This is a genomic window from Mycoplasma sp. AC157 (genome assembly GCF_054343415.1).
Genome location: NZ_JBTGVE010000002.1, coordinates 43217 through 65719 on the forward strand (window position 1 = coordinate 43217; position 22503 = coordinate 65719).

At 24.4% G+C, this 22503-nt stretch carries 14 protein-coding genes; 9 read left to right on the forward strand and 5 right to left on the reverse strand.

Translation table 4 applies throughout. The features are described 5' to 3' along the window. Positions 1–21: 21 nt before the first annotated feature. From ACXX84_RS00690 to ACXX84_RS00700, 3 genes are all read right to left on the reverse strand, one after another. Entirely contained in the window at positions 22–1377 is a 1356-nt protein-coding gene (locus tag ACXX84_RS00690; RefSeq protein ID WP_436358510.1) for a hypothetical protein, read from the reverse strand. 85 nt (positions 1378–1462) lie between these two features. Continuing rightward, a complete protein-coding gene (gene gpmI, locus ACXX84_RS00695) occupies positions 1463–2977 on the reverse strand; it encodes a 2,3-bisphosphoglycerate-independent phosphoglycerate mutase (RefSeq protein ID WP_436358512.1) in 1515 nt (504 codons plus the stop codon). Positions 2978–3086: 109 nt separating this feature from the next. Continuing rightward, positions 3087–3746 carry a phosphotransferase gene (locus ACXX84_RS00700; protein ID WP_458572721.1) on the reverse strand — a complete coding sequence of 220 codons (660 nt, stop codon included), beginning with the start codon at positions 3744–3746 and terminating at the stop codon, positions 3087–3089. A 22-nt stretch (positions 3747–3768) separates the two neighbouring features. Here ACXX84_RS00700 and ACXX84_RS00705 point away from each other — a divergent pair, with 22 nt between their 5' ends. After that, a complete protein-coding gene (locus ACXX84_RS00705) occupies positions 3769–4515 on the forward strand; it encodes a phosphotransferase (protein ID WP_458560334.1) in 747 nt (248 codons plus the stop codon). 13 nt (positions 4516–4528) lie between these two features. Here the strand turns inward: ACXX84_RS00705 and rsmG are convergent, their stop codons facing one another. Next, positions 4529–5215 carry a 16S rRNA (guanine(527)-N(7))-methyltransferase RsmG gene (rsmG, locus tag ACXX84_RS00710; protein ID WP_458572722.1) on the reverse strand — a complete coding sequence of 229 codons (687 nt, stop codon included), beginning with the start codon at positions 5213–5215 and terminating at the stop codon, positions 4529–4531. Further along, positions 5202–6170, reverse strand: a complete 969-nt coding sequence (locus tag ACXX84_RS00715; protein WP_436358517.1) for a ribose-phosphate pyrophosphokinase — start codon at positions 6168–6170, stop codon at positions 5202–5204. The genes rsmG and ACXX84_RS00715 overlap by 14 nt, the downstream gene beginning before the upstream one ends. 81 nt (positions 6171–6251) lie before the next feature. On the opposite strand from ACXX84_RS00715, the gene ACXX84_RS00720 reads away from it, so the two are divergent. The 8 genes from ACXX84_RS00720 to ACXX84_RS00755 all read left to right on the forward strand — a co-directional run bounded on the left by ACXX84_RS00720 (position 6252) and on the right by ACXX84_RS00755 (position 22472). Next, positions 6252–7538 carry a TatD family hydrolase gene (locus ACXX84_RS00720; RefSeq protein ID WP_436358518.1) on the forward strand — a complete coding sequence of 429 codons (1287 nt, stop codon included), beginning with the start codon at positions 6252–6254 and terminating at the stop codon, positions 7536–7538. A 4-nt stretch (positions 7539–7542) separates the two neighbouring features. Then, positions 7543–8322 carry a 16S rRNA (adenine(1518)-N(6)/adenine(1519)-N(6))-dimethyltransferase RsmA gene (rsmA, locus tag ACXX84_RS00725; RefSeq protein WP_458560335.1) on the forward strand — a complete coding sequence of 260 codons (780 nt, stop codon included), beginning with the start codon at positions 7543–7545 and terminating at the stop codon, positions 8320–8322. Further along, positions 8323–9069 carry a type III pantothenate kinase gene (locus ACXX84_RS00730; RefSeq protein WP_458559325.1) on the forward strand — a complete coding sequence of 249 codons (747 nt, stop codon included), beginning with the start codon at positions 8323–8325 and terminating at the stop codon, positions 9067–9069. It abuts the gene before it with no gap. Then, a complete protein-coding gene (locus ACXX84_RS00735) occupies positions 9069–10670 on the forward strand; it encodes an ATP-binding cassette domain-containing protein (RefSeq protein WP_458572723.1) in 1602 nt (533 codons plus the stop codon). The genes ACXX84_RS00730 and ACXX84_RS00735 overlap by 1 nt, the downstream gene beginning before the upstream one ends. Next, the gene (locus ACXX84_RS00740; RefSeq protein WP_458572724.1) at positions 10645–12261 is read left to right on the forward strand and encodes an ATP-binding cassette domain-containing protein; all 1617 of its coding nucleotides are present in this window, start codon (positions 10645–10647) and stop codon (positions 12259–12261) included. Before ACXX84_RS00735 ends, ACXX84_RS00740 begins: the two co-directional genes overlap by 26 nt. A gap of 7 nt (positions 12262–12268) precedes the next feature. Further along, complete coding sequence (locus ACXX84_RS00745) at positions 12269–12964, forward strand: 16S rRNA pseudouridine(516) synthase (protein ID WP_436358524.1); 696 nt, start codon at positions 12269–12271, stop codon at positions 12962–12964. Between the two features lie 211 nt (positions 12965–13175). Next, positions 13176–17387, forward strand: a complete 4212-nt coding sequence (locus tag ACXX84_RS00750; protein WP_458572725.1) for a hypothetical protein — start codon at positions 13176–13178, stop codon at positions 17385–17387. Between the two features lie 9 nt (positions 17388–17396). Next, positions 17397–22472, forward strand: a complete 5076-nt coding sequence (locus tag ACXX84_RS00755; protein WP_458572726.1) for a hypothetical protein — start codon at positions 17397–17399, stop codon at positions 22470–22472. Positions 22473–22503: the final 31 nt, after the last annotated feature.

A 22503-nucleotide genomic window follows, 5' to 3' on the forward strand; every position in this document is an offset into this window, starting at 1 on the left:
AAACACAAAAAATGGTCTTTCTTAGTAATTGAGAACAAATTTACTGTTCTCTTTTATTTTTTCTTTTGGTTTTTTAACTCTTATTCTATATTTTCCAGAATAAGGAATTTTCAGTGAAATTTTCTCAACATTAGCTTTTTTGCTTGTTGAACTACCTATTTCTATTCAACCACCATCGTAAAAATCTAAAAATAAATCTAAGTCATTTTTAGAATAAAAAGTTTTTTTGTACTCTTTTCTTAAATATTCACTAGTTATATCACCAAATACAGGATTAGGTTGTCAGCTTGCTGCCACTTGACTCATTTTAAGTTCTAAATATTTTTGATATTTTTCTTTATCTCGCACTCCTTCTTGATCATATCAAAAAATAGTTAAATTTAAGTCTTGTTCCTTTAAAAAAGAGAATTCCTGTAAATATGCTATTTCATTTTCTTTTGATGTGTTCTCAATTTTAATAAGTTTAGACCTTTGATAGTTTTTAATGGACTTTTCAAAATCAAAAACTCCACTACCTATTTTAAGTCAAAAATTATTAAAATATTTTTCATTAAAATTTAAATTATTTTTAGCAGAAGAAAGCAAAGAATTAATTGCTAAAAGAGTTTTTTCTTTTAAATTTTTTCTTGTATCTTCAATAATCATTCTTGAAAATGTAGCTATTATTATTGCTGTTGCTAAATAAGCATCTTCCATACTACCTTCTTCAGTATTTGAAATTCAAGCAGTTGTTGCTACAATGCTTGCAGAAATTTTGCCATTTTTTGTTTTTTTATTTTCATACTGATTTTCTTTTTTTAAAGAATTAAAATCAACAATATTTCCTTTTAAACGAGTTCCTATATTTCCTACCAAAATAGAATTAAAACTATCTAAAAAAATATTATTTTCTTTATAAATTGCAGGAAAAAAATTACCTATATAATTAATATCTGAAAATTTTTCAAGAAATTTTAAAGCTTCTTCATTTTTTTCATCATTTTTATCAACCTGATCATAAAAATGAAAAATTCCTTTATTTTTTTCTGTATTAATCTTATTAAGAATGGTTTTATAATCATCTTCATTATTAAAATAATAAATATTGACTTTTGTTTTAGGGCTAATTTCACTTATAACTTGAATTAAAAATTTGTTTTTTTGACTAAATTTTTCTTTTTCTTGATTCTTTATTAAAAATGCTATATTTTGTGAATCTAAGTCAAAGTCTTTTTTAAAAGTTTCAATATAATTAATGTTACTGAATAACTTTTCTTTGTTTAATATAGAAATTTTATCTTTATTTTCATATTTTTGCACACCTGCTGAAAAACTGAAAAAAGGTAATAAAAAACAAATAAGTAAAAACATAATAATTCTAACAATTCTTTTTTTCATTCTATTTAATATTTCTTTTTTTGTGAAAAAATTTTAAAAAAATAAAAAAATAGGAAATTTTCTTTATTTTTCCTATTAATTTAAATTATTTTTTTATAATCAGTGATTCTTCAGTCATATATTTGGATTTTTGTATACCCATATAATCTAAAACTGTTGGTGCGATATTTGCTAATTTTCCATCTTTTAATTTTAAAGTTTTATCTGTTGTAATTAACATTACAGGTTGAGAAGTATGTTTTGTTGCTGGTTTACCATTTTCATCTTCTGTAATTTCGGCATTTCCATGATCTGCTGTTATAAATTGAATTGCATTGTTTTCTTCAACTCATTTTTTAATTCTTCCAAGTTGCTCATCTAAAATTTCGACTGCTTTTATTGCTGATTTTAAATTCCCTGTATGTCCAACCATATCTGGGTTAGCAAAATTCATAATCACAAGGTCAAATTCTTTTGCTCTTTCTAATAATTTATCAGTAATTTCTTTTGCAGACATTTGTGGAGCATCAGCATAAGATTCAACTTTTAAAGAAGGAACCATTATTCTTTCACTGTTTTTGTATTCTACATCATTACCACCATCCATAAAGAATGTTACATGAGCATATTTTTGAGTTTCTGCAAGTCTTAATTGTTTTAAACCTGCTTGTTCTATAACTTTTCCAATTGGTTCTTTTACTTCAGTTTCTTCAAATGCAATATTTGTTTCAATTCCTTCGTATTTCATCATTGAAACAAAATTATGTACATGAACTTGTTTTTCTGGCATAAAATCATAAAGATTAGTTCTTAAAATCAAATGACTTAATTGTCTTGCTCTATCTGGTCTAAAGTTAAAGAATATTACAGAGTTTTTATTTCTTAAAAAGTCATTTTTTTCAACTTCATAATTTACTGCTGGAACTAAAAATTCATCATAAATTCCTTTTTCATATTGTTGTTTTACATAATCAGTTACATCAGTAAATTTTTCATTAGAAAACCCTAAAATTGCATCATAAGCTTTCTCAACTCTTTCAAAAACTTTATCTCTATCCATTGCATAAAATCTTCCGGAAATAGAAGCTATTTTATAATCTGGATATTTAGAAAGTATTGCATTTAATTTTTCAAGTGATGTTAATATGGATTGTGGAGCAACGTCTCTTCCATCTCCAAATAAGTGAATAGAAACTTTTTTAACTCCATTTTCATGAGCTGCTTCCACTAATTCAAATAAATGATTTTCTAATGAATGCACTCCCCCTGGAGATAAAAGACCCATAATTTGTAAGGCTGTATTTGTTTTTTTTGAATTTTCAAAAGCACTTAAAAATTTTGGATTTTTCTTAAATTCTCCATCTTCTAAAGCTTTATTTATAAGGGATAATCCTGTATAAACAACAAAACCAGCCCCTATATTTAAATGTCCTACTTCACTATTACCCATTTGTCCTTTTGGCAATCCTACAAAATCTTCAGATGCTTGAATTATAGAATGAGGATAATTTTTAAAATATTCATCAAATGTAGGTGTTTTTGCTAATGCAAACGCATTTCCTTGTTTTTCTTCTCTTAAACCTAATCCATCAATAACTGTTAAAATAACTGGTTTTTTCATTTTTTCTCCTTATTTTTTAATTAAATTTTACCATTTTTATATTTTTTTAAATTCTTTTAAGTTTTATTTTATTTTACCACTGTTTGCAAGAGTAATTTGAGTTTAAAATTTAATACATTTTTTCGTTTCACTCATTATTAAACTTTTTAACCAAATATATTCATTTGTCTAAATTATTTTTTTTGATTTTAAAATATTTAATAATTAATTTTTTACTTATATTAACGTATAAATATAAAGAAGCTAAATCAAACATTAAATAATTTAGTCTAGTTCATTCAAAATCAATAAAATAAATATCGTTTTTTTTGTCTATTATAATATTTTTCTTCCTTAAATCTCCGTGAGAAAGTGTCATTTTTTCATTTTTGTATCCATTTAATAATTTAGTAATTTTCTTATCATTATGATTTCAAGTTTCCCAATTAAAAACTTCTATATCTTTTACTTTTAAAGACGAAAAATAATACAAATGTTCTAGAATTTTTCTTTGTTTTTTCTTTGTTAAAAAAATTTTTTCTAAATTTTCTCCTGAAATTCAAAATTTTATATAGTTACCTTCTTTGTAATAAACAAAATTATTTTTTTGTGTTTGTAAAAAGAAATTTTCTTCATTTTTTGAATTAACAATATTGTTTTTTTTAACTCTTATTTGTACTTTTTTATTTTCAAAATATCCAATATAAGTTTTATTATGATTTCCTTCATAAAAAAAAGAAATTTTTTTTAATTTTTTATTAATTTCTAATGGAAACTCTTTTAATTTCATATAAAAATTATATAATTAAAAAATGAAAATAAAGATAAATAATGGGTATACAAATATTTCATATAAAGAAAATGACACTTTTCTTCAAGAAAAAAAATATAACGAATTTAATCACAAAATAAATTATGAAAACTTAAGTGTTTTTGATTTTGTTCCTAAACTTTTAGAAAATTCAGATTCTTTATTAAAATATGAGTGAATTGATGGAAAAAATATAGAAATTACAAATGAAAATTTAATAAACATTGCTAATTTAATGAAAAAAATACATACTTCCAAAGTAGAAATGCCTAATTCAAATCATGCAGCAAGAATTAAAAAATATAGAGAAATATTGAAAAATAAAAACATTAATATTCCAATAATTAATGAATATTATAAAAAAATCAATTTAATTTTGAGAAATATGAAAAAAGATACACCTCTTCATAATGATTTGTGAGCAAATAATATTATTATTGATCCAAATAATAAAATTTGAATCATAGATTGAGAATATGCTTCAAAAGGTGATAAACATTTTGATTTAGCTTATTTCATTGAATCATCAAGATTAAGTGATGAACAGGAAACTATTTTTTTAAACACTTATGATTCTTATGACTACGAATTTGTTTTACAACACAGAATTTTGGTTCTTTATTTAATCATTTTATGAGTAAATGCTCAAGAAACAAAACCTTTTGATGACAAAGAATTTATAGACAAAATTAAAGTTGTATCAAAAACTTTAGAAGAAAGACAAAGAGAATGAAAAAGAACAAAATAACAACTTGTTCTTTTTATTTTTCTTTTAAAATTTTATCTCACTTTCTTGGAAAACCAATTGGAGTAGAGTGTAATTTGTGAAAATTAATAGTAAAATTTTGTTTATCTTCAAAAATTTTTAATTCATTTACATTAATTTCTTCATTGAATTTTTGAGTTAAATTCACAGAACTTTGAACTTCTTCTTGTGCTTTAGGACCTTTTAAAAAACTAAAAAATGCACCTTTTTTACCTAAATGATGAGTTATTTCAAATAATCTTTTAAAGTCCATAACTGCTCTTGCACAAACAAAATCAAAAACTTCTTTTTCTTTAGATTCTTCTGCTCTTAATGGAAAAATTTCCATATTTAAATCTAATTCTTCTTTTACTATATTTAAAAAATTTACTCTCTTTTTTAAAGGTTCATAAATAGTTAATTTAATATTAGGTTTAGTTATTAAAAAGGGAACTGAAGGAAATCCTGCACCTGCACCAACATCCAGAAAATGATTTTTTTCTGTAGTTATTTTATTAGCAAAACTTTCTTTCATGAAAAGGAGCGATTCATAAATCCCTTCTTTTCAAAGAACGTCTCCGCTAAATCCTGTTAAATTCATAACCTTATTTTTTTCTTCTATTAAATTTACATATTTTTCTAGTGTTTTAAAATTGTCTTCATTATTTACAAAAATACGGGTTTTTTCTTTATAGAAGTTCATTTTTGAAACCTTTATAAATATCTGAAACAGATGATTTATTAATTGTTGCTATAATAACTTCTGATATAAAATCACAAAGTGAAACTATTTCTATTTTTGAAAATTTACTTAATTTTGGTTTTTCAATAGAATCAGTTATTATAACTTTATCTACAAACGGACTTTCTTCAAACATTTCAAATCCACGGGAAAAAATTCCATGAGTAGCTACTATTGTAACACTTTTTGCTCCGTGTTCTTTTACTGTTTGAGCTGCTTTTAAAATGGTTCCACCTGTATCAATAATATCATCAACTATAATTGCATGCTCTTCATCGACAGTTCCAATTATACCAAGAACTTCTGTTTGATTTGTTCCTACTCTTCTTTTATCGATAATAGCGATTTTAACTGAATTTGATAGCAATTCAGATAAAATTCTTGCTCTAACAGCTCCACCATGATCTGGTGAAACAACTGTAAAAGAGTGTTTTTTCTGTTTAATTCTTTTTGCAAGAACATATTGCCCTCTTAAATCATCTAAAGGTATATTGAAAAAACCTTGAATTGATGGATTATGTAAGTCGACAGTGATTATTTTTGTAGCACCAGCAGTTTCTAATAAATTTGCAACTAATTTTGCAGCAATTGGTTGTCTTCCTTTTGCTTTTCTATCTTGTCTTGCATAACCATAATATGATAAAATTACAGTTATTTCTTTTGCACTTGCTCTTTTTAATGAATCAATAAAAATTAAAAGTTCCATAATATTGTCATTTACTGGTGTATGGGTACTTGCAACTATGAAAACATTTGAATTTCTTACAGTTTCAGCTGAATTAAGCATAACTTCTCCATCAGCAAAAACCTCTTTTTTAATTGGTGTTAATGGTAAATTTACCTTTTGTGAAATTTTTTTAGCTAGATTTAAGGAATTTTCCATTCCAAATAGAACATTTCGTTCGTTTATTAGCATTTTTTCTCCTTTGTTGTAAAATTGAATTATTATTTAAATTATAAACTTAAAAGAAAGAAAAAAAAGAATTAAGGAATAAAAATGGCTAATTTTAGATTTAGTGAATTAAAAACCAAGCATAAAGACGTTTTTTTAAATACAAATTTTGAAAATAATCCAATAAGTTTTTCAAAAATTGAAATTTCTGAAGAAAATTTTCCTAAAATTATAAACTTCTTAAAAGAACTAACTAAAAAAGAAGCAGATGATGAGTTTTTAAAAGGTAAAATTTTATTTTTAATAGATGAAGATGGTGAATTTGATGAAATAGCAGCTTGATTTAATATAAGAAAAAGTAACGATTCAAATAATGAAATTATTAATAATTTTGGTAACATTGGTTATTGAGTTAATCCAAAATTAAGACAAAGAGGAATTGGAACCTTATGTTTAGAAAAAGCACTTGAATTGATAAAAAATGAATATAATCTAGATACTTGTTTTATAACAGCAGATAAAACTAACTTATTTTCACAAAAAATAATTGAAAAATTTAATCCTTTTTTTAAAAAAGAAATTAAAAGAGAAAAAGAATCTACTTTCTTTTATAAATTAAGTACCAATATTATGGAAAATAATCTAATTGACTTACATGCTCATCCATTTAAAGAATATTATCAAAATCCTTCACAAGAAATTCAAGAAAATTTTAAAAATGGCATTTATAAAATGTTTTTCGTTTCAACTAATTGAAACGAAAATACAGAAATTATGCAGGAATTTGGAAAACATAAAAATGTTTTTCCAGTTCTTGGGATACATCCTAATACTGTTTCTATTAATGATGATTATGAAAATTTAGATAAATTAATAACAAAAGACATTGTAGCAATAGGTGAAGTTGGTTTGGATTTTTATTATGAAGATAATCCATCTAAAGATATTCAAATTAATTCTTTAATTAAACAAATTGAGATTGCAAAAAAACATGATTTACCTGTAATTTTACATATTAGGGATGCTTTTGAAGATATATATGAAATTATTAAAAAATATAAAAATGTTCCCTTCGTTTTTCACACTTATTCAGGCAACAGATTATGAACTGAAAAATTTCTTGAATTTAAAAATGTTTACTTTTCTTTTTCAGGTGTTATAACTTTTAAAAAAAATGTTGAGTCAAGAAAAGTGATAGAAATGATTCCTTTAGAAAGAATTTTTACAGAAACAGATGCTCCTTATTTAACTCCAGAACCTTTTCGTTCTGAAACTAATCATTCTCACTATGTAAAATATACACTCGAAACAATAAGTTTAATAAAAGGAATTTCAAAAGAAAAAATGAAACAAATTATTTTAAATAATGTTAAAAGAGTCTTTGGGGTATAAAATAATGAATAAAGAAATTAGAGCTAAAAAACAATTGGGACAAAATTTTTTAATTGACAAAAATATTATCAATAAAATTATAGAAATAGCAAATGTAGAAAATAAAGAAATCATAGAAATAGGACCAGGACAAGGTGCTTTAACTGAAATCCTTGTTTCAAAAGCAAAAAATTTAACTGCTTTTGAAATTGATAATGATATGATAGAAATTTTAAAAAACAAGATAACAAGCAAAAATTTTAATTTAATTCATAATGATTTTTTAAAAGAAGAAATTTCTTTTGATTCAAAAAAAGAAGTTGTTGCAAATTTACCTTACTATATCACAAGCAAAATTTTGTTTAAAATATTCGAAAATATAAATAGTTTTTCAAAATTAACAATAATGGTTCAAGATGAAGTTGCACAAAGAATCGTTTCAAAAAATAATAAAAGTGAATATGGAAAATTGTCAGTTAGTTGTCAATTTCTAGCAGATGTTACAAAAGAATTTATTGTTCCTCCTACTTGTTTTTTTCCAAAACCAAAAGTAAATTCTGCTATTATAACAATAAAAATTAAAGAAAATTTAGATCAAAATTATGTTAATGAATTTTTAGAATTTGTAAAACTTTGTTTTTCTATGAAAAGAAAAACCCTTTACAATAATTTAAAAAATAAATTTCCAAGTCAAGACATTTTAAATGTTTTTAAAGAAAATAATATTCTTGAAAACACAAGACCACAAGAATTAAATTGACAAACTTTTGAAAAGATTTTCAAAAGTTTTTACAGAAAGGGATAAATGCTATATTTAGATTTAGGAAATTCGCTTTTAAAAATTGGATTTTTAAACACAAACAAAGAATTAGAAATAGAAAAGATTCCAGTTGATAAAATGGATGAAAATACTTTAAATTCAAAACTAAAAGAAATCAAAAATAAAGGTTTTTCCTTTATAAATGCTTATTTTTCTTCAGTAAAGCCTGAAAAAAATATAATAATAGAAAATGTTTTAAAAGAAAATAATATTAAAATTCACCAAATAAAAAACCACGTATTTAAGTTAACAGATTTAATTATTAGTAATCAAATTAATCTTTCTGAGATTGGAACAGATATTTTACTAAATGCTTTTTATACAGCAAAACAATTTAAATCAGCAATAATTGTGTCTCTTGGAACAGCAACTGTTATTTCAAAAATATATAAAAAAGAAATTAAAGGAGTTGTGATTTTGCCAGGAATAGAAAAAGGACTAAATTCTCTTTTTAATTCAACTTCACAAATAAATAAAATCAACTTAAATGATAAAATTGATAAATCAATTGGGACAAACACAGTTGATGCTTTATCAATAGGTATAATAAACGGAAATTATTTTGCAATAAAAGGATTAATAGAGCAAATGAATAAAGAAAATCTTCCAGTATTTTTTACGGGTGGTAATATAAAATATCTAAAAAATAAAATCAAAGAAAAACAAAATATAATTGAAGAAATGGTTATTAAATCATTAAAACTACTTGCAGAAAGTTGTATAATTGAATAATGTTTAAATATTTGAATAAAGAAAAAATACTTACTTTTTTTATTGCAATTATTGAAATGCTAATAGCTACAAAAATAACTTTTTCTTTATACATTCCTGGATTAATTAATCAGTACATCCAAGAAAATAACAGTAAAGAATTTTATTTTTGAATTACAATAGAAGGGTGTTTGTTGTTTTTTGCAACAATTCTAGCATTTGTACGATTATTTTTAAAAAATAAAATTTTTAATAAAATTCAGTTTCATCTTAGAGAAGATATTTTAAGATCAACTGTTAATGAAAATCCAATGAATTTTGAAATAAAAACAAAAGGTAAATTTATTTCACAAATTCAAGATCAAATTCCAATAATTATTGAAAGGTTGTATTCTGCTTTTTTTAACTTATTTTTCAATATCGGAAGTATTATTTGTGCCATTATTTTAGCAGTAATTTCAAGTTGAAAACTAAGTATATTTATCCTTCTTTTTTCTTTTATTACAACAGTTATTCCTTTAATTATTTCTTCATTTAATTCAAAAAAATGAAAATTATTAATGAAAACTTTTGAAGAAGGAAATGTAAAACTATCTGCTTTTTTATCCACTTATAAAATGTTTTATTTTCTAGATGTTAGACACATTTTTCAAGAACAATTAAATAATTTAAACACAAAATTTAGAATGAAATTATTGAAAATATTTTCTATATTATTTTTGGTTGATGTTGTAACTTGATATGTAATAACAATAACTGATATTGCTCTATTAATAGTAACAGCTTATTTTATTCTTTTTGAAAATGAAATGGTTGCAAACATTATAATAATTCCTGCACTTAGCTTTAAAATTAGTTTATCCTTCAGAATCTCTTCATGATTCTTTGTGCATTATAAAAGTTTAAAAGAAAAATTAGAAGAATTCAAAAGTACACCAAAAAATGAAAAATTATTTTTCAAAGGAGATAATCCTAAATTTGAAGAATTAATAATAGAAAATTTAAGCTATTCTTATAATGAAAAAAATGTAATTTTTAAAGATTTTAACTTAAAAATAGAAAAAGGAAAAAAGTATTTAATCAAAGGACCGTCTGGTTCAGGGAAGTCTACTTTTTTAAATATAATTACTAAACAAATTAACGAATATAAAGGAAAAATCCTTTTAAATGGTTATGATTTAAAAGAAATTTCTCAACCTGAAGTTAATAACTTCTTTACTTATTTAGACTCAAAAGAATTTGTTTTCTTTGATACTGTTTATAATAATTTAACTCTTTGAGAACAAGGTATGAATAACGAAGCAAAAGAGGCATTGGAAAAAGTTAACTTAACAGAAATTTCTTTAGATTATGACATCAATTTAAACAATAGTTTATCAACAGGACAAAAGCAAAGAATTAATTTTGCAAGAACTTTTTTAAGAAACAAAAATCTTTTAATTTTAGATGAAGCACTTGCTAATATAGATAAAGAAAATATTGAATTAATTGAAAATTTCTTATTTCAAAATAAAGAATTAACAATTTTAAATATCAGTCACCATGCTGAAAATTATGAAATGTATGATTATATTATAGATATGGAGAAAATTAAAGATGAAATGATCGCTAAGAGCATCTAAAAAATATACAATTTTGTATATTATTGCTGAAATTATTAATGTTGTTTCAACACTTCTTTTTGGAATTTTAATGTCTTATGCTTCTTCTTTAATTTATGATGCAATTGTTCCTACAAATGATAAATATGCTTTTTTTAAAAGTTTTTTAATTGTTATTATATTTATTTTAGCAACTGATTTTTTTACTAAATTTTCCATTTGATGAAGAGTGCGACTTGAAGTTTATTTTAGAATGAAATTAATTAATAAATTAATAGAAAACGTGTTTAATAAATTTATAAATTCAACTGCTAAAAACAGTTATGAATTTGATAGTGCTAAAATTTTTAGTATTATTTTCAATGATAGCAATCTTGTTTTTGATCAAGTTATTTTAACAATGGTTAGAACAATCGGTTCCACAATTGGACTAATAGCTAGTTTAATTTCAGCAGGATTGATTAGTTTTTATTTAATTCCCATTATTTTAATTATTGTGTTTTTTTCAGTTCTGCTTTCTTTATTTTTCAATAAAAAACAAACAAAAAAACAAAAAGATTATTCCAATGCAAGAACTGAATTTTTACAAGTTATTGATAATTATTTAAATGGATTTAAAATTCTATTTTATAACAACAAAACTCATTTAATTTATCAAAACTCAAGAGAAAAAAATTGACAACTTTATAAAGCATCTTTAAAAGTTAACAACGCTCAAGCTTTAAATGAAATGATTCCTGAAAGAATTTTAAGAATACTACAATTTGTTTCAATAATCACTATGGCTATTTTATTATTTTTAAAAGTTCCACATATTACTATTTTTACTCTTACTTTTATTAATTTTCTATTTCCTAAACTAATTACCACTGTTCCTTCATATATTTCAGGAATCAAAAAAATAAAAACATCTAAAAAAATAATAGAAAAAATTGAATTTAATATTGAAAAAGATTTAGGAAATACTTTAGAAAAAGAAATAGAGAAAATTGAACTAAAAAATATTAATTTTAGTTACAAAAATGGAAAAAATTTAATTTTCAATAACTTTAATTTTAGTTTTGAACAAGGAAAAAAATACTTCATCAAAGGCGCTTCAGGAACAGGAAAATCTACATTATTAAAACTAATTCTTGGTATTGAGCAAGATTATGAAGGGCAAATCTTAGTTAACAAAGCAGATTTAAAAACTATTTCAGATAGTTCCTATAAAAATAAAATAACTTATTTAAATAGTGAAAATATCATTTTTGATGAAGAGATTTACAAAAATGTTTCTTTATGAGAACAAAACAATGATGAAAAAGTAATAGAAGCACTTAAAAAAGCTAATTTATGAAATGAAGTTCAGCAAAAAATTGAACACAAAGAGTCTGCCATTGCTTTATCTGAAGGACAAAAACAAAGATTATCACTTGCTAGAGTATTTTATTTAAATAGAAAATTCCTAGTTTTTGATGAGGTTTTTTCAAATTTAGATAAAAAAAATATAGAAATCATTTTAGATAGACTGATCGAAGATAAAGAAATAACCCTTATTTTAGTTAATCATAATTTAGATCTTAAACATTATGAAAAATTTGACAAAATAATAGATTTAAACAATTTATAAGGTTACAATGAAAAGAATAGAAAAAATAATTTCAGATAATTGCAATCTCTCTAGAACAGAAATTAAAAAGTTAATTTTAAAAGAACAAATTCTTGTAAATAATTCAAAAATTAAAGTAGGTCAATTATTTCAAGAAAGCTATTTACAAATTACAATTAACGGGAATTCTCTTTATTTAAGAGAAAAATTTATTTATATTTTACTAAATAAACCCGCAGGATATGTTTGTGCAAATAAAGATAATTTATATAAAACAGTTTTTGATTTACTTCCTGAATCTATTACTAATATAAAAAATTTACATACAATAGGAAGATTGGATTTAGATACAGAAGGACTGCTAATAATTACAAATGATGGTGAAAGCACTCATAATCTTTTATCACCTAAAAAACACATAATTAAAAAATATTATGTAGAGTTAGATAAAGAAATCAATTTTGATTTGTTAAAAGAAAAATTTGCACAAGGTTTTTATATTTCCCAAACCGAAAAAGTTAAACCTTCCTTTTTGGAATTAATAGAAAAAAATAAATGTTTTTTAAGTATTAGTGAAGGAAAATTTCATCAAGTAAAAAGGATGTTTCTTTCTTTTGATTATAAAGTTACATATTTAAAAAGAGTTAAATTCAACAACTTAAATCTCCCTGATGATTTGGAGTTAGGACAATATAAAATTATTAAAAAAGAAGATTTATTTTAATTATGATATATATATATATATATATACTCTTTGTTATTCTAAAACAATTACAAATTTTAAAAATTATTATTTCTTTTATGAAAATTATATATTTTAAAAAAATATTAAAAAAAGGTATTTTAATCAAAATTTACGCATAATTGCTTTTGAAGTCCCTATTTGTAAGACAATTTATAAGTATTTTTATATAATTAAAATATAAGGATTAATTATGCAAAAAAAGAAATTTAAAAAATATGTAATTCCTGCTTTTTTAGGTATTGCACCTGTTTTAGCAGTTGCTTGTAATGAAAAAGTAGAAGTAGAAAAATTCGATAATAATGATAAAGAAATAGAAATTAAAAAAATAGAAAATAAAACTACAGAAAATTCAGCTACTATTAAAGTTTTTTTAGAAAAACCCATTTCTCAAAATGGTAGTTTTTCTTTAACCTATGATAATCAAAATATTAATGGATACTTATCAAGCGATAAAAAAACTATAACATTTTTCATAAATAATTTATCATCAAATAAAATATATACTTTTGACATTAAATATAATGGAAAATCACTAAAAACTAAACAACAAGAAAAACAATTCTTCTTTAAAACTAAACAACAAGAAAAACAAGAAAATCCTAACTCCGGTATAAATAAACCACCTACAAAACCTAAGCCAGTAGAAAAACCAAAACTTCCAGAAACCCCAATTACGCCAACAAATCCAAAAAATAAAGATAATGAACCGAGTCAAGAGAAAAAAGATAATTTTACAATATCAAGCGTTTTTTGAAAAGATATCAATACAAACAACGTTACTTTAACTTTAAACTTTTCTAACTACACACTTTCTGTTGCAAACAAAAATAATCTTTTAGTAACTATTTCAGATGGACAAAATCATAATCAAAATCTTTCAATAACTGAATCACCTACATTTTCTATAACTTTTAATTCTCTTCAAGCAAATACAACTTATACTTTAACTTCTGTGTTGTTAAATGGAAATTCTTTATCTTTACCAAATGATAATTTAAGCATTACAACAGCAATGAAACAAAAAGAAATAGAACCTGAAACACCACCAAAAAAAGAGAAAAAAACTTATAATTTACAAAATACCACTATTTCTAATATTCAAACTAATAAAGCACAACTTACTATTTCTTTAGATACACCATTAGATTCATCTGATGCTGCTACTTTATCTCTTCAAGACACAAATGGACAAACTTTTGATTTTAGTAGTCCAAAATCAAACAATACAAATTTAACTTTTGATTTATATAATCTTAAAGCTAATACAACTTATTATCTTACTAATCTAGAAATAGGAACTCAAAATATTTCTTTAAATAATAAGTCTTTTACAACAACTAATAACAATGTAGAATTTAATGAAATAGACTATTCTCTTTTAGATTCATTTATAAAATATGATGAACAAGTAAGTAAATTTAATGAAAAAGATAATTTACACATTAAAGATATTTCTTTAATTGATAATAAAACTTTATGATTTGCTTTTGATCATTTACCTACTTTAAAAAATAACGATTTTACCTTTACATTTAACGGACACACTTATACAACCAAATATAATGGGACTTCCCAAAATATTTTAGTTAATGTAAATAATGCTAATTCAAATAATAGCATTTCTAATATAACTTATGGCGGAAATTCCATAGAATTTAGTAAAAATATCGTAAATATAAGCAAAACCGGAACAAGTGCTACATACTCTGTTGATTCTTTTAACATCAGCAATAATAAAGTTAATATCAATTTAAATTATTTACCTAATGTTACAAATAATAAATATCTCATTACAATAAAACCTGATGTAAATGCCTATGATGGAGACATAACAGTTGTAGGAACTTATAAAAATGGTCACATCGAATCTGAAAATATTATTAAATTTAATCAAGGATACAATAAATATATTCTAAGTGATGTGGTATCTCTAAATAATAATTATTCATTTAATGTTCCTGAAGAACTTTCATGACAATCTAATCAAACATTCAATCCAACCATTTCCAAAATACAGTTTGCTGTTGCAAATACTACAAGCAATACCTTTGTAGGAGCAATTAACATCAATGCAACTGATTCAGAAATGGAACAATTTAGAACTAAATATTTAAAACTCACTTTTGTAGATTTAGTGCAAAAAAATATTCCAACCGATAGTGAAAGTGACAAAAGAAGTTATGGATATACAGGTGATGGTGGTGATTGATTTGAAAGACAATTTCGTCAAGAAAATACCAAATCAATATTTTTAAATTTTGATGAACTTAAAAAATTCTCTTTTACTGGTTTAACTGAAGGAATTACTTGAAAACTAAATCAAGTACAAATTGTTAATAAATATGACTTATCATCAGTTATAGACTATGATGACAAAGGACAAGAAGGAAAACTAAAACATCGCAAATTAAGTCTAATTCAACAAAGTGGAATAACTGAATTAAAACCAACTTTAGATGTTTCACAAAATACATACAATGATGCACTTGGAGTTAATTTTATAGCAAATAATTTAAATACAATCAATAGTTATCAATACCAAGAATCACAGTTAACTAACAACATTAATGGAGATGTTCCAGAATCAATACCATTTAATTGACATAACTATACAACTTTAAACAATGCTTATTTAAAAAATACCTTATTTTTAACACATTATAGTGGAGATGTTAATTCATATCTAGCTGGTTCATATTCACAATATAACAATCCTTTACCTGTTGTACTATTTGATAATAATCAAGAATATAACTATGGAGCAATCAAAGAACATGCTCTTGATAAAGAAATGCACGAAAACTCCGATAGAACCGAATTTTATGTAGAAAAAGATCTTAGAAACTTTAAAAATTTAGACACTAGTAAAGAAGCAATTCTTAACTTTAGTTTTGTAGCAAGTCCAAAACAAGTTAACTTTAGACAATTTTCTTTTGGTAGTTTTGATTGAGCTGTTTCTTTTAGTTGAAATAAACTTAATGCAAGTAATAACAAAACTCTTTCAAACATAAAGATTAAACTTATAGGTAAAACTGAAGATTTATTAAAAGAAATAGGAAGAAAAATCGATTCAAATAGTAACTATCATTTAACATTAAATGACCAACAACTTGAAGATTTAATGAATAAACATCTTAAAGCCCAAGTTTCAATAAATGGAGATAAATTGAAAATCTCATTAATTGCTCGAGAAGGGCACATTAATAAAGATATGTATATTCACAATCTTTCTTCAAGTTATTCGACTTTTGTTGATAAAACTTGAAATTATCTATCTATTATGTATTTAAAAAATGGTGAAGCTTTTTCATATAAAAATGAGCACACTAAAGCAAAAAATCAATTAAAAATAGATGGATTTGAGTTTGATAAAGACACTAAGTTTAAAAGTGTTGGATACAATGATGCTGATAATCCTGTAAATGTTGAAGTTACAACCTGATATACAGATTCTTCGTCAAGAAACGAAATTCAAGATGATATTATCGCTAGATCATTTGGAACTTTTTATGGAACTGCTTGAATAATAGCAAAAGTTGATCCTGATAATGAAAATGATAATAGATACTATTTTGGAACAAATATTCACGTTCCTGTAAAATCAACTGGATTTATCTCAGCACCAAAACCACACACTTCTAAGGAAGATGTAGGTTTATTTTTAGGAGACTACTGAAATACAAATAATTCTGTTTTTTGAACATCAGAAAACAATGATAATAAAAGTGTAGATGGAAGTTTATCAAATATTAGTGCAAAAAACAGAACAGACTTTAAAATTCATATAATTGATATAAGTGAACTTCTTACATATTACAACGCTCATAAAAATGATCCAAATAAAGAAACTGATCCAAGATTTAAAGTTGCTGAACACGCGGCAAAATGAAAAAATCTAAGACATAATAAAGTATCTAAAATGGGTCGTTACTTACATCCAAACATGTATTACACAATGTATATGTCTTCTTTCCCTGGTTCTACTAGAGAACACACTAAAAAGAATATTCAAGTTCGTCAAAACTTTATTAGTGACATATTATTTTATCCAGGAAACTTAGTTCCTGAAGCAAAAACAGAAAAACTCGGTTTTATGAAAAAATTTATCTATTCAAATGGTGAAACTATTATGCCTAATTCAAGATTTCAATTAGCAGGCGGTTCTTCTGGAACAGGTTTATACGATCATGAAGGAAATTTCTTAGGAATTCATGCTAATGAAGAAAACGGAGAGGCATCTTCATATTTACTATCTTCACAAAGAATTAATTTCTTTGGTGAATTAAATGATTATAATAATAGTTCATTTGCTTACAAGATACAACGACTAAATCGTTTGTATCCTAAAAAATATAAAATGATTGATATTTTCAATCAATTTGAAAATCCAATTAAAAAATAAGGGGTAATGATGAAAAAAATGAAAAAATTACTTATTTCCAGTGCTCTTGTTACTACAACTTTGTCTGCAATAACAATTTCATGTGGAAATACAGAAGTAAAAAAGGAAGAAAACTTTGATGCAAAAGTGAAATCAGTTAATATATACAATAACTCTGCATTTGTTAAAATACAACTGCTTAAAACTTACAAAAATACAGATATTTCCGTATATTTAAGCAAACCATCACAATACGATATACCTAAAATTAGTATTTCTTCTGATATATTAACAATTAGTTTTCATAATCTAAAAGCTAATACTGAATATCAAATTGACAAAATTTTTGCTAAAAACAGTGAATTAAGATTCTCACAATCTGATAAATTAAAATTAAAATTTAAAACACCAAAAAACGAACAAAATCCTAAAACTGATGCAAGCATCTTGTCTGTTTATTCAGATTCCACTACTGCTCAAATTAATTTAAAATTAACTAATAAAAATTTAGATATAACTAAGTTATCTGCAACTCTAAATCCTGCTGCAAATGCTGTAATTACAAGAAAAAACGATGTAATTACTATTAGTTATAACAACCTTACCCCTAATACTGATTATAATTTATCACAACTAAAAATAGGTAATACTATTTTAAAATTATCTAACAGCGATCAAAATAAATTATTTTTTCATACAGAATCCATTAAGCAAGAACTACAAATTGCTCAACTATCACTTTCTGAAGATAATAGCAAATTATATGTAAAACTAGCAAACGCAAATTCATCAATGTTTAAAAACGAAGCAAAAATAAAATTAAAAAATATTGATACACTTATTACCTCAAAATCATACGATGAAAGCACAAATCTATTGACTTTTGACATTTCAAGTATTACAAAACCAGAAGATAATAAATTGGTAATTTCATATTTAGAAATTGCTAAAAATCAATATCATAGTAATTTATCAATTAATTTTAATACCCCTACTAATCAACCTCAACCTGAACCAAAACCAGAAACACCACCAGAAGATACTAAACCAATTGATCAAAATCCACCAACAAATAATAATCCTGAACCAAGCAAACCAAATACAGAAAAACCAAGACCAGAAACAGACCAATTTACCATAAATTCTATCGACGTAACAAATGTTGCAACTACATCAGCATCACTAAGAATTTCATTTACATCCGATAGTAAATTACATAATCCAAATATACACACTTTTGATGCAATGTTATCTGATTCTGCTAGTTTACAAGTTACAAACTATAGTGAAGGAAATAATTTATATTTAAATTTTAGCAACTTAACTTCTAATACTACTTATAAACTTTCATCATTAAAATTAAATAATGTTGCTTTGAACTTACCAGACACTAATCCAAATTTTACAACAACAAATGTTAGTGATGAAACATTTGTTAGTGAAAACTTTAAAAGAGTTTTTAATGAATCACATGTTTTTGGTTCATATAGCAAAGAATTATTAAATGCAAATACATATACAGATACAACTGATGCTACAATTAAAGCAGATAGTTCACTAAGTGACTATTTTTCCTTTATTGATAGCAGCGACTATAATCAAGTTTCAAATGATGTTTTAATTCCACAAAAAACAACTGATATTGTTAAATCTACAATCGCTAATAACGGCATTAAGTTAGAAATTAAAACTGTTAATTTAGTTAACAATACACAACTTACTTTAAAATATAAAAAAGCATCTAAAGAACAACTTGATACAGCAACTGAATCAAGTATAAGTGGCGCTGTAAATAATAATTTAGTAACTTTTTCAATTAGTGGTTTATCTACAAATGATTTTGTAAAAATAACAGGATTAAGCAACGACTCTAATCCAATAGAACATTTTAGTGGATTAAATATTGTTTATGAAAATAAAAACTATACAACCGAATCAAGTGCTTTTGAGTTTAGCAGTGAAACTAATTTTGAGGCTAAAAGATGATCAAATAATGGTGTTTCTCTTGAATTTTTTGCTACTAAAAAATCAGATGCAGATTCCAGTGTAGACTTTCCAAAGTACTTTATTAAATATAAACAAAATAATACATTTGGTTATAAAGAATTAAATCGTTCAGCAATAGATGGTTCAAGCAATGTTCGTAAATACAACACATATTTAGCACCAAATGAAGCATTCATTTTTGATAATTATGTAGGATTATCCTTACAAAAAAACTCTGGAAGTGATTCTAAATATTATGATGTAAAATACTTTCCTGGATTTAACAGTTCTTCTGGTCAACTTACTAATAATTACCAAAACCCTATTTTAAATGTTTTATCATCAAAGGTAGAAAACAACAAAGTTGTTGTTAGATATTCTGAGTCTATCCAAGATAGCATAAGTTCAATTAAGTTTTTAGTTAAAAATTTAAATCCATTTGATCCTTATTCTAAGCTTATTAATGCAACAGTTGATAAAACCAATAACAGTGCTTCGTTTGATGTATCAGTTCTACCTAAAAATATCTCTAATTACATTATTACAGCAGCACAATTAGGTGAACAACAAACAGGATTTTCATTTTTAGATAAATATAAATTTAGTACACCGATATCAACTAAAACCTTTAATTTATCTAGTTTTACAACTTATATTGATCAAAATAATAAGAAATTATATGGATCAGTGAAATTTAATTTTGATGCACAAGACTTAAAACTGTTCAAAAATAAATGAATAGTTTTTGAACTAAAACCTGAAATAAAAGAAGGCAATGCCGATGCATATCAATTTGTTTTACCTACAACTTTAAAATTAATTGTTCCTTTTGAAAAACTATGAAAATTCCAAATTTCTGGATATTTTGAAAATACAAAATACACCATTTCTAAAATCTATGCAACCGAAAAACAAAGAATGGATATGTATTATGATAAATTTGAAATTTCCAATAATACGGAAAAATCCTTTAGATATCATTTTAATTATTCATCAAAAGGAAGCAGTCCATATTTATTAACTAATAATTTCGAAGTTAACACCACTACTTCTTATAATGACAATGATTTAATAACTCAAAATAAAAACTTAACTGTTGATGATTTAATTGGATATTGATTAAATAAAGAAACAAAAAGCAAAATTCCTTATTCATTACAAAACCATTTTGCTTTAGTTGAATACGAAAGAATGTGAAAATATCGTACACTTGAAGATGATAGTACTTTAGCTAAAAAAGATTTTATACTTGTCGATGATACGGGAAAAGAACTTGATTATTACTTTTTTACACCACGTGAAATTCTTGCTAAAACTATTTTTAACTTTGGTGAAAATCACCATTCAATTTGAATAGAAAAAGATTTAGATGAATATAAAAACTGAGAAAATTTTCAAAATGAAACATATTTTACTTTTAGATTTGAATTAGAAAACACTAAAATTATTACAACTAAAACTAATCGAAATTCTTCAGTTCCAGTTCCCCGTGGGTTGTTATCCTTTGTAAATGTTTCAGTTTCTTTTAAAGAACTTTTAGAAAGACACACAATTGAAGATGCAAGTTTTACAATTACCGCAAGAAATGAAGATGCTTTATTTAATCAAACTCTAGCTGCAATGATGAAAGATAGATATTCCTTTAAAGTTACTTATGATCAAAATAATAAAAAGTTAAAATTAGAAGTAATTCCAAAAAATTCTGATATTTATTTCACAGATATTTTATCTGAGCATATTTTAGCAAATAAATCAACAGCTTTTGTTGGAAATGTCTTTCTAACTATGAACTATGTTGATAATAAAGTTAATCCAACTAAAAATCCTTCATATCTAGCAAAAGCACTAAAAGATTCGATGTCAATTTCACTCACTGAAACTATCCAATCACGTCAGCAAGCTGAAGAAGGAAAAAGAAACAATTCTTCCTATGATAAATTTCAACAAACATCAAAATTAAAAACTGAAGAAGGAATTGTTAAACGCCTTTATTTAGAAGATAAATTTGATGTATTAAACGATGTAAGAAAAAGAACTTTCGCTTTTGATTACCATGGAAGAGGAACATGGGGTTTATTCAACAAAGTAAAACCAGATGATCCAAACGATCATCGTTACTACATTGTCTCTAACTCCCATAATATCGATTTGCTAGATGATGGTTCTAGTCCTTCATGAGTAAGAGCAGGTCAATCACTAGATGGATTAAACATTGAAAAAAGAACAAGAAGTAATATCCTATCTCCTATTTTCTTAAATAGACCTACTGCTAATACACCTAATAAAGAACCCATTTTAGAAAATCATGGTTTAGGGCACAATATGATTAATAATTTAAGCATTGAAATGGTTTCACACTTTTTTGCAAATGGTAAATCTGATGAAGATTCCTATAAAGATCCTTACTTTCAAGATTTTCGCGATAACTATGGAAATCCACTTAGCAGAGGTGAAAAATATTCAGATATCACTGTTGCAATTATAGACATCTCTTGATTTGAAAATAATTTTGCAAACAAAAATATAGATAGCACTGATTTTACCTTTGAAGGTAAAAAACTCAGTGATGATCAAAAACGAATTATTAAATTCTTTTTAAACTGAAAAACTGCTAAAGAAATTAAAATTTCTAATGAATTATTACATCAAAATGCTTACAACAATTTAAATTGACTTGTTGGTTCTATGCCAGGACAAAATTCTAAAAACCCTGATTCTCCAGTAGGCAAAAACGGACAAACTCGTTTCCGTGAATATTTATTAGGAAACTTCAGATTCCAAGGAAATATTAATAGTCTTGGTTCTTTAAATCATAAAAATGAAACCATTGTATATGGTTGAAATAGTGTTGATTTTGCAGCTGGTTCATCAGGTTCTAATGTTTTTGATAGTCAAGGTAATTTAGCTGGACTTGTAACACAAGATCAAGATGGACAAACTGCAGAACAAGGAACTGCTTCAATTATGTTACTGGATGGACAAAGAATTGGTTACATTGGTAACGGACACAATCCTCAAAATCCTTATTCATTTTATGAAAAAATTCGTTTACTTTCATACTTATTCCCAGAACGATATGGAGCAAAACATTTTTCTGAAAAACCTGCAGATTTATTATAATTTCAAAAACACCACAAAAGTATGTGGTGTT